The 10,412-nt window shown below is 63.9% G+C and carries 6 protein-coding genes; 5 read left to right on the top strand and 1 reads right to left on the bottom strand.

Going from position 1 to position 10,412, the window contains the following annotated elements:
- The first annotated feature begins 15 nt into the window (after nucleotides 1–15).
- Complete coding sequence (locus GEV06_08690; GenBank protein ID MPZ17974.1) at nucleotides 16–2,286, top strand: hypothetical protein; 2,271 nt, start codon at nucleotides 16–18, stop codon at nucleotides 2,284–2,286.
- Between the two features lie 208 nt (nucleotides 2,287–2,494).
- Here the strand turns inward: GEV06_08690 and GEV06_08685 are convergent, their stop codons facing one another.
- The gene (locus GEV06_08685) at nucleotides 2,495–2,926 is read right to left on the bottom strand and encodes an amidohydrolase family protein (GenBank protein MPZ17973.1); all 432 of its coding nucleotides are present in this window, start codon (nucleotides 2,924–2,926) and stop codon (nucleotides 2,495–2,497) included.
- A gap of 196 nt (nucleotides 2,927–3,122) precedes the next feature.
- Between GEV06_08685 and GEV06_08680 the strand changes: the two genes are divergently transcribed.
- The 4 genes from GEV06_08680 to GEV06_08665 are packed head-to-tail and all read left to right on the top strand — an operon-like array spanning nucleotide 3,123 to nucleotide 10,408.
- Nucleotides 3,123–5,495: a DUF1553 domain-containing protein gene (locus GEV06_08680; GenBank protein ID MPZ17972.1), complete on the top strand. Its 2,373-nt coding sequence runs from the start codon at nucleotides 3,123–3,125 to the stop codon at nucleotides 5,493–5,495.
- A gap of 2 nt (nucleotides 5,496–5,497) precedes the next feature.
- A complete protein-coding gene (locus tag GEV06_08675; GenBank protein ID MPZ17971.1) occupies nucleotides 5,498–6,952 on the top strand; it encodes a DUF1501 domain-containing protein in 1,455 nt (484 codons plus the stop codon).
- A complete protein-coding gene (locus GEV06_08670) occupies nucleotides 6,915–8,432 on the top strand; it encodes a hypothetical protein (GenBank protein ID MPZ17970.1) in 1,518 nt (505 codons plus the stop codon). Before GEV06_08675 ends, GEV06_08670 begins: the two co-directional genes overlap by 38 nt.
- Nucleotides 8,429–10,408, top strand: a complete 1,980-nt coding sequence (locus GEV06_08665) for a hypothetical protein (GenBank protein ID MPZ17969.1) — start codon at nucleotides 8,429–8,431, stop codon at nucleotides 10,406–10,408. The genes GEV06_08670 and GEV06_08665 overlap by 4 nt, the downstream gene beginning before the upstream one ends.
- Nucleotides 10,409–10,412 lie beyond the last annotated feature (4 nt).

The following is a 10,412-nucleotide window of genomic DNA, read 5'->3' as shown; positions in this document are numbered from 1 at the left end:
GGACTCGCGGTCAACGTGATCACGAAGAGCGGTGGGAACGAGCTGCGGGGATCTGGTGGCTTCACGTATCAGCCGTTCGACTGGAATGCGGATAACACGAGTGCCAGCACCGTGTTCGATCTTGCTTCCGAGCTTGGCGGCGGGGAGCGGATCTCCACCGGCGGCAGCCCGGTACAGGCTCGGGTGAGCCAGTTCGATGGGAGCCTCGGAGGGCCTATTCAGCGAGATCGCATTTGGTTCTTCGGCTCGGCACGCGTCTCTCGCGTCGAGGCCGGCATCGGCCGCATCGACAAGCAAGTCAACGACATTCAGAGCTACTTTCCTGGCGCGGAGCTGTTTCCGAACGAGATCAAGGGCTTCCAGCCCTATGCGAAGGTCACCAGCCGCCTCGGCACGGCGCACGAGCTCGTCGGTGTCTTTCAACGCGACCGCACGGCGGGACAGAACAACTGGGAGTACCTCTACGAGCCCATCGATGCGTACTCCAATGGCGGCAATCTGTACAACGTCAAGTTGACTTCCGCGTGGGGCGATAGCCTCACCACCTCCTTCTCGGTCGGGTACAACGACAAGCGCGGGAACGACGAGAGCACCTATACGGCGTTCGGGTTCGAGGGGATCGGTCCCAACATCGAGATCTACGAGGGGACGGAAATCACCGAAGGCGTCATCACGGGCAACGGGCAGATCCTCGAAGGCGGCAACCTCGATTACAGGACCTACTCGCCAGCTTCGCTGTGGCTCATGCGCGGCGACATCACCTACTACAAGCAAGGCTGGGGCGGATCGCACGAGATCCAGACAGGCTTCTTTCTGGAGCCGCGAAACACGTACGATCAGACGCGCCTGTACTCGAACGACGGTTTTTTCGAGGAGTTCCAGACGCCGGTCGATCTGAGCAACCCGTCCCTCGGTACCATCCCGTTTCAGCGTGTTTATGCCGATCCGATCGAGATCACGACTCGCCAGGCGCGCGATAGCAACTACGCGTTCTACCTGCAGGACGATTGGAAGCCGACGGCGCGATTGACAGCTAACGTCGGGATGCGCTTCGATTATGTGAAGCGTGTGGACAAGGTCTTCGACATCACACGTCAGCAATCGTGGACGGTTCAGCCCCGTGTCGGAGCCACGTATCTCCTCACCGAGGATGCGAGGAACGTGCTGCGGGCAAGTTGGGTTCGCGTGGGCGAGCAGGTGATGGGGCGCGATGCCGTGACCACGTTTGGCGCCGACAACACGGTCTCGACACGGACGCTGTACGACAACGACCTCGACGGCGAGTTCGAGACGGAGGAGCTCGACCCGGCCTCGACCACCGCGATCGCCACTGAGCAGATCGACGAGGATCTCCACCAGCCCTACGTCGACGAGCTCATCGTGGGATACAGGACGCAGCTTCCGGGGCAGATCGGCATTGACGTGGCGTACATCAACCGCGCGTACAAGGACACGTGGGCGGAGCTCGAGATCAACGGTTTCTGGCCGGAGGCGCCTGGGCAGCCATTTGGCGGCTGGGGCCGCATCGATCCCAATCGTGGCGAGATCACGCAGCAAACCAACAACTCCTGGAGCCAGTTGAAGTACCAGGCCCTCGAGCTCACCGTCACGAAGAACATGTCCAATGGGTTCCAGTTCATGGCCGGCTTCAACCGCCAGTGGCACAAGATCGACGGTACCTGGAACCCAACGGACAGGGCCGGCTACCTCGAGCCAGACGCGTTCGCGAATGATGCGAACCTCTACATGCCGCGCGGCAACAACGATCGCAACTCGCTGCCGGATACGGGCAACGCGCTGAGCTATGGACCGACGTGGATGAAGTATCGCGGGAACCTTGGTGCCGTGTGGCAAGCGCCGTGGGACCTCAACGTTGCCGGCAACCTGACTGTGCAGGCTGGCCCATGGTCGGGAGCGATTCTCACCCGACTGCCAGAGGGCGATCCGGAGGTCACCCGCTTCGGACCGGATCGGTTCACGCTGCCAGACGGCACGACGCAATCGAATCCGCTCGCGACGCGGAATCGCTACGTCTACGACACGCGCGGAGAGGGCCAGATCCAAGCGCCTGTGATCACCACGGTCGGCCTGAAGATAGGGAAGCTCTTCAGAGTCGATCGCTACCAATTCGAGGTTGCCGGCAGCATCTTCAACTTACTGAACGGCGGCGATTTCACCCAGTTCTCCTACAACAGCGCGTATCAGAGCTGGAGCCCGAACTTCTTGGAGATGCGTAACCGCCAGCCGGCACGTGCGTTCCAGTTGACCCTGGTCGGCCGGTTCTAACGAGGCGAGTAGCGAGGGGTCCAAAGACCCCTCGCTACGTACCTTCCTACCGTCCGCTCCGTCTGTAGCGCGCGGCCTTTCCGCTTTCGCGCTTCGCGCTTCGGCGGACCCGCCGCTGCGGCCCGCGAGACGCGGGCCGCCAACCAGCACTGGTTTTGTCGGGTCCCGACGGGACCCGACGGGGGCGAAGGCGGGCAGGCCGCGCGACCTATCTCTGAGAAGGCGTCGTGACAAACGGCGTTGTCACGACGTCGGGCTTCTCTTCCGTCTTCGACGCAGCAACCATCTTCTCAACCTCCTCCATCAACTTTGCATTCTCGAGGACGAGACCGTCCTTGATGGTGTGCACGATCCCGCCGGTGCGACGCATCTTGCGTTGCGGGTCGAGCGTCAACGCGCCGAACGAGTAGAGAAACCGAAGGTTGTAGGCTGGGCTGCCATCGACGATCACGAGATCCGCCGTGAATCCGGGGCGGACGAGGCCAAGCTTCGGCTCACGGAGCGTGACGGCGCTGTTCTGTGTCGCGGCGCGCAACACCTCGAGGGTATGGAGGCCCGTCTCGCGCAACAATTGAAGCTCGCGAACATTCGAGAACCCAGGCCGGGCCCGAGAAACGTACAGGATGGGGGGCGCGGGCATTCTATCGCGGAAAAGGGGGGCCAGCCGGGCCAGCCCTGGGGGCCATCGCGGATTGCGCAACTCATCAGCTAGGGTATGTGGTATACATGCTACACGGTCGAAAGTTCGCCTTGGATCTCAGAACATCGAGACGGCGCTCCACGAGGTCCTGCCACGGGCGCGTGACGGGCCTCCTCTCCCGTTCGGCTGGGACGACATGAGGTATCGCGGGAAATACGCCATCATCATCGTCGCCACGGTCCTGGTTTCGACGGGCTGTGGAACCGGGGCGGGTGATCTCCCAGAAACGGTCGAGTTCAACCGCCACGTTCGGCCGATCCTGTCGGATAGCTGTTTCGTCTGTCATGGCCCGGATGCCGGGACGCGCGAAGCAGAGCTCCGCCTCGATTTTCGGGAGACCGCGACGGCCAAGCGGGACGGCTACGAGCGTCCGGCGATTGTGCCCGGCAACGCCGTCCAGAGCGAGCTCATTCGACGGATTGGCCACGCCGACGCGGATCAGCGCATGCCCCCCGCCAACACGCGGAGGCCGCTGACCGACCGCGAGATCGCGCTGCTCGAACGGTGGATCGAGCAAGGGGCCAAGTGGGAGGCGCACTGGGCGTATCTTCCGCCGAAGCAGCGGCCGCCCCCCGAGACAAAGCTCGCTGAGCCATTCGTCCGCAATCCTATCGATCATTTCATCGTCTCGCGGCTGGAAGCATTGGGGCGCCGTCCATCGCCGGAAGCCGACCCAATCACACTGGTGCGCCGGCTGCACTTCGATCTGACGGGCTTGCCCCCAACGCCGGAAGAGCTCGAGCGTTTCACCGCGGACCGGAGCGCGGACGCGTACGAGAGGCTCGTCGATCGGCTGCTCGCCTCCCCTCACTTTGGTGAGCGGATGGCGATGCTCTGGCTCGACCTGGTCCGGTACGCCGACACGGACGGATTCCATGCCGATCTCCACCACAACGTTTCGCCCTTCCGCGACTACGTCATACGGGCGTTCAACACCAACAAGCGGTTCGATCAATTCACACGAGAGCAGCTTGCGGGTGATCTCCTTCCGCACGCCACGTACGAACAGCGGGTGGCTGCCGGATTCAACCGGATCGGACAGATCACCAGGGAAGGAGGGGCTCAGCCGAAGGAGTACCTGGCGGTATACGCGGCCGATCGGGTTCGCACCGTCGCCACGACCTGGCTCGGCTCGACCATGGAATGTGCCGAATGCCACGATCACAAGTTCGATCCCTTCACACAGCGCGACTTCTATCGCATGACGTCCTTCTTCGCCGACATCAAAGAGCAGGGCGTTTATCTGAACGAGAACCTGGTTCCGCCGGAGATGCCGCTTCCCACCCGCGAAGAGTCGACGGAGCTTCGCGCGCTCGATCGGCGCATCGACCAGCTCCGCCGCGAGGGCGCAGGGCGGGGCACGCTCGACGCCCTCCTGCGGAAGAGAACGTTGCTGCTCGAGAACGTGCCGCACATGGTGGCAACGAATGCCGTCGAGCCACGCCACATGCGGCTCCTCGCGCGTGGGAATTGGCAGGACAATCGCGGTGAGATCGTCCAGCCGGACGTGCCCGACTTCCTGCCGCCTCTCGGTGTCGACGGCCGCCGCGCCACGCGGCTCGATCTGGCCGACTGGCTGGTGTCGCGGGAGAATCCGCTCACGGCCCGCGTCTTCGTCAATCACGTGTGGGCGAAGTTGTTCGGAACCGGCCTGTCGAAGGTCCTGGATGACCTCGGCTCGCAAGGGGAATGGCCGACGCATCCGGAGCTGCTCGACTGGCTCGCCGTGGAGTTCATGGACAGTGGCTGGGACGTGAAGCACATGGTCCGCACGATCGTGACCTCGGCGACGTATCGTCAGTCTTCGGCGACGCCGCGCGAGCAGCGCGGCTTCGATCCAGAGAATCAGCACTTCGGCCGGCAGGCGCGACTGCAGCTCGAAGGGGAGCTCGTCCGCGACAACGTGCTCGCCGTCAGCGGCCTGCTCTCCCGCAAGATCGGTGGACCGAGCGTGAAGCCGTATCAACCGCCAGATTACTGGTCCGATATTCAGACGTTTGGCGCCGACGGTCCTGCCTCGGAGTGGGTGCCGTCAGAGGGTGAGGATCAGCATCGACGCGGCTTGTATACGTACTGGAAGCGTTCCTTCCTGCATCCTGCGTTGATGGCGTTCGATGTGGCAGACCGTCAGCAGTGCACGGCGCAACGTCCGCGTTCGAACACACCGCTGCAAGCGCTCGTGCTGCTCAATGATCCATCGTTTGTCGAGGCTGCACGTGCGTTCGCCGAGCGTGTGATAACGGAGGGCGGTGAAGGGTTCGAGGAGCGGTTACAGTGGGCCTACGCACAGGCGCTTTCCCGGCCGCCAGACCCCGCTGAAGTGGAAGAGCTCGCGAGGCTCTTCAAGGGCCAGCTGGCCTGGTATGTCGACCATCCCGAGGATGCGGTCGAGATCACTCGGGTCGGGCTGCATCCACCCGCCAGCGAGCATCCGGAGGCCGAGCTGGCGGCCTGGACCGCTGTGTCGCGTGCAATCTTCAACCTGCATGAGATGATCACGAGATACTAGTGATGGATACGCACACAGGGCGCGACCAACGCGAGACTCGTCGAGAATTTCTCACGCGCTCCGCCCAGGGCATCGGGACGATGGCGCTGGCGACGCTGCTGCACGGAAGCGGCCTCTCGGCGGCTGGGGCGGACCGCGGAACGTCGCATCGAGCGGGGACCGGACCCTGGAGGGGCATCGTCAATCCGCCGCACGTGGCTCCGCGCGCGAAGCGCATCATCTATTTGTACATGGCGGGCGGCCCTTCCCACCTCGAAACCTTCGACTACAAGCCGACGCTCGTGGACATGGACGGCCAACCCATGCCGCCCTCGATCACAAAGGGACAGCAGCTCGCACAGCTCCAAGGGCGGATGCTCCGGTGCATGGGCCCGCAGTTCCCATTCGGCCACGTAGGCGAATCGGGCCAGGAGATCTCGTCGCTCTTCCCGTATACGCGGCAGATTGCCGACGACATCTGCATCATTCGCTCGATGCAGACCGAGCAGATCAACCACGACCCGGCGCACACCTTCATGAACACCGGTTCGATGATCACTGGGCGCCCCAGCATGGGAGGGTGGCTGGTCTATGGCTTGGGAAGCGAGTCGGAAGACCTGCCGGGATTCGTCGTGATGACATCCGAAGGCGGCGCGGAGGGACAGCCGATTGCCGCGCGGCAGTGGCACAGCGGGTTTCTTCCCGGCCGATTTCAGGGCGTCAAGTTCCAGTCGGCCGGCGGCGCGGTCAACTACGTCGATCTTCCCACTGGTGTGCCCTACGAGGGTCAGCGTGACCTGATTCGAACGATCCGACGTCTCAACGCCATGAAGCAGGGCGCGACAGAGGATCCAGAGGTCGCGACGCGCATCGCGCAATACGAGATGGCGTTTCGCATGCAGGCGAGTGTGCCCGAGTTGGTCGATCTCTCCGACGAGCCACAGTACATCAAGGACCTCTATGGCACGGCCGGCGCCGACGGCAGCTTTGCGGCGAACTGTCTGCTGGCGAGGAGAATGGCCGAGCGGGGTGTGCGCTTCGTTCAGCTCTACCACCGCGGGTGGGACCATCACGGCAAGATCAAGGACGGCTTGGAGGAGGTCGCCGGCCTGGTCGATCGCGCCTCAGCCGCGCTGGTGCTCGACCTGAAGCAACGGGGCATGCTCGACGACACGCTCGTGATCTGGGGTGGCGAGTTCGGCCGAACGCCCATGGCCCAAGGCACAGGACGGGATCATCACATCAAGGGATTCTCGATCTGGCTGGCCGGCGGCGGCGTTCGTCCCGGCATGACCTACGGCCGCACCGACGACTTCGGATACGAAGTCGTCGAGAATCCCGTACACGTGCATGATCTCCACGCGACCATTCTCCACATCATGGGGATCAACCACGAGCAGCTGACGTATCGGCATCAGGGACGCGATTTCCGCCTCACCGATGTGCATGGAAAGATCGTCCGCGACATCCTTGCCTAGGTTCGCCATTCTCGCTGTTGTTCTCTTGGCCACCGTTCTCGGCGCGGTGGCTCTGAGTCTCGAAGCGTCCAATCTGCCCCCGCACATTCTGTTTCTCGGTCGCCTCCATCCGGCCCTCGTCCACTTCCCGATCGGTGCGCTGGTTCTGGCCGCTGTCCTCGAGGGCGCGGCGCTCTTCCCTCGCATGCGTGAGCTGCGCGTCGCCGTGCCGTTCCTCCTGCTGCTCGGCGTTGCGAGCGCACTAGGGGCCGTCATCGCCGGCTACGTTCTCTCACAGGAAGGGGGGTACGACGACACGCTCGTGTCGCGCCACAAGTGGCTCGGCGTAGCGGTCTTCGCCCTCGCCTCTGGCGGGCTGCTCCTCGCGCTGGCGGTCAGGCGCCGAGACTCGTTGCCTATCCGGTACGCTCATCGGGTCGTTCTGTTTGCCACCACCGGGCTCGTGCTGGTCACCGGCCACTACGGCGGGACGCTCACCCACGGTCCGGGCTACCTCACACGCTACCTGCCGGCGTTTCTTGGCGGCGGCGCCATGCCCAACGGCAACGGCAATCAGCTCATCGAAGATATCGACTCGGCCCTCGTCTTTCAGGATCTCGTGCTGCCGGTGCTCGAGCGCCGGTGCGTCAAGTGCCACGGGCCGAGCACGTCGAAGGGGGACCTTCGCCTCGACGGGCAGGCGGGCATCGAGAAGGGCGGCCGGGATGGACCGGCGCTCGTCGCTGGCCATCCGGGTCAGAGCGAGATGGTTCGTCGCATCGTGTTGTCGCCCCTGGACAAAGATGCGATGCCGCCGGACGGCGAGGCGCCGCTCGACGTCGGCGAGACCGAGGTCATCCGCTGGTGGATTGCCGGTGGGGCGTCATTCGAGGCCCAGGTCGCCGACATGGCCGGCGCTCCTACCTCCGTGGACACGTATCTGAGGAGGATTGCGGCACCGAGGCAGCCACGAAAAACTGGAATCTTTGCGCTCGAGGTTCCCGATGCAAACGGGGAGTCCGTTGCGGCCGTCGAGCGCGCGGGCTTCTCGGTTCGGCGGCTCGGGCCCGATGCCCCCTTCCTCGCGGTGAACGCGCTTCCAATTCGGACCGACCTCTCCGATGACGATCTCGCAGTGCTGGATCGAATTCGCGATCAGGTCGCCTCACTCGATTTGTCGGTGTCCCAGGTCGATCACCTCGAAGCGGTTGGGCGCATGCGGCATCTCACCGACCTTCATTTACAGCGAACTCGTGTGACCGATGAGGACCTCGGGCATCTCTCCGGACTTCGGTACTTGGAGTATCTCAACATCCACGGGACGGACGTGTCGGACGCCGGCCTGGAGAAGCTTGCAGGGCTGAAGAGCTTGCGCCGTTTGTACCTGTGGCAAACGAACGTTTCCGATGAGGGAACGAAGAAGCTGAAGCTGATTCTTCCAGAGCTCGAGATCAACATGGGGAGTGGCTTTTCGGAGGCCGCCACTGAGGTATCGCCGTGAGGGTGTGGCTCATGATGGCAGGGCTGGCCGGCGTGATCACTGCCCTCTTGGTGATCACGCGCCCAGCCGAGCAAGATGTCGACGACACTGTTGAACAGGCTCCGGCTGCCGAGCCAGAACAGGCCGATGGCGGCAAGTCGCGGCAGGTCCGAGGCGTCGAGCGCGACTACAGCTACGCCATTCGTGTGGTCGATACGCTGGCGCTCTTGGGACGCGGGCCGGAGCTCGTCGTCGTTGACGTCTCGGATCCGACGTCTCCGGTTGAAATGGCGGCGCTCGACCTTTCGGACACCGTTCGGGATATCGCCTTCGCTGAAGGCTTTGCCTATGTGGCGGCGGGGGCCGCCGGCTTGCGCATCATCGACCTGAGTCGGCCCCGATCTCCGGTCGAACGCGGACATCTGGTGTTCGATGACGGCGCCAACGGCATCGACGTGGCGGAGGGGCGAGCGTATGTGGCGGCGCGGTCGCAGGGGTTGCGCGTGGTGGACATCACGGACTCGTCCAAACCGCGAGAGATCGCGCGCCTCCAGACGCCAGACGAGGCGGCCGACGTTGTCGTGAGGGGTGAGTACGCATACGTGGCCGCCTGGTATGAGAGTGTGCAGGTCATTGACGTGTCGGATCCTTCGGCTCCGGAGGAGGTGACCGTCGCGGGCTTCGACGTGTTCGAGAATGGTGCGGCCTGGTCGCTCGAGACCTCCGGCGATCTCGTTCTGGGCGCGATTCCGGAGATCGGCATACGGATCGCCGACATCTCGGATCCTACCGAGATCGAAACGCTGTTGACCTACCGAAGGCTGTCTGCGCCGGTCGCCGTCGCAGCGTCCGGCGATCTCTGGTACGTCGCCGACCAACGAGACGGTCTGTGCATTCTCGATCTGAGCAATCCAGAGGCGCCGCGCGAGACTGGCTCGCTCACCTTGCCAGGGCGTCCGATGGCGGTCGATCTCGTCGGTGACTATGCGTACGTCGCGGCGCGCGAGGCTGGGCTTCGAGTCGTGGACGTCTCGCGTCCACACGCTCCGGTAGAGGTTTCGTATCTCGATCGGACGGACGAGATCATCGACGTGACGGTGGCTGGTGACCGCCTCTATGCCGTTGGTGAGCAGAATGGCGTCACGGTATTCACTGGCACTGGCACTGGCACTGGCACTGACACTGGCTCTGGGGCGGCGCTCCAGCAGCTTGGTTACGTTCGGGGGCGTCCGCGGCACGTGGCCGCGCAAGGAAGCCGGCTCTATCTGGCCGAAGGTGAGAGCGGCGTGCGCGTGATGGATACCGCCGATCGAGACGAGCCTCGAGAGATCGCTCGGTTCGAGACACCCGGTGAGGCTCGCAGGGTCGCCGCCATCCAGGGACTCCTGGTCGTGGCCGACGGGAATCGAGGGTTACGGCTGATCGACGCGTCGCGGCCCGAGCGGCTGCGGGAGATCGGGGCGTACGAAGCAGATCGGTCCGATGACTCGGGCGCCAACGTGATGGATCTCCTGCGGACGCCGGTCGCGGCATGGGATCTGGTCTTGGATGGCAATCGTGCGTACGCCGCGTTCGACGACGGTATTCGGGTGGTGGATTTCTCCGACCCGTCCCGACCAAAGGAGGTTGGCCGTCTGGTCACGCCACAGCGCGTCTACCGCCTGCTGCTGGACGGGACGCATCTCGTCGCAGCGTGCGACGATGGGGTTCGTATCGTCAGCGTAGCGGACCCGGAGCGGCTGCAGGAGCTGGCATATCTGAGGACGGCCACCTTCGCCACAGGTCTCGCGCTGATCGGCCGGCGTCTTTACATCTCGGATCTCGATGGCCACGTCACGGCAGTGGATGTGTCGAATCCGCGGCGACCGCGAAAGATCTCCGAGCGAAAGCTGGCGGATCGCGTGCTTGCGCTGGTATCGTACCGCGACCGTCTTTTTCTCGCCGCCGCACATGAGGGCGTGAAAATGGTGGAGCGCAGTCGTGTTGACGGAGGCTGAGTCG

It is taken from the genome of Luteitalea sp. (assembly GCA_009377605.1).
Taxonomy (GTDB): domain Bacteria; phylum Acidobacteriota; class Vicinamibacteria; order Vicinamibacterales; family Vicinamibacteraceae; genus WHTT01.
This window is presented reverse-complemented; position numbering and strand designations above follow the sequence as displayed.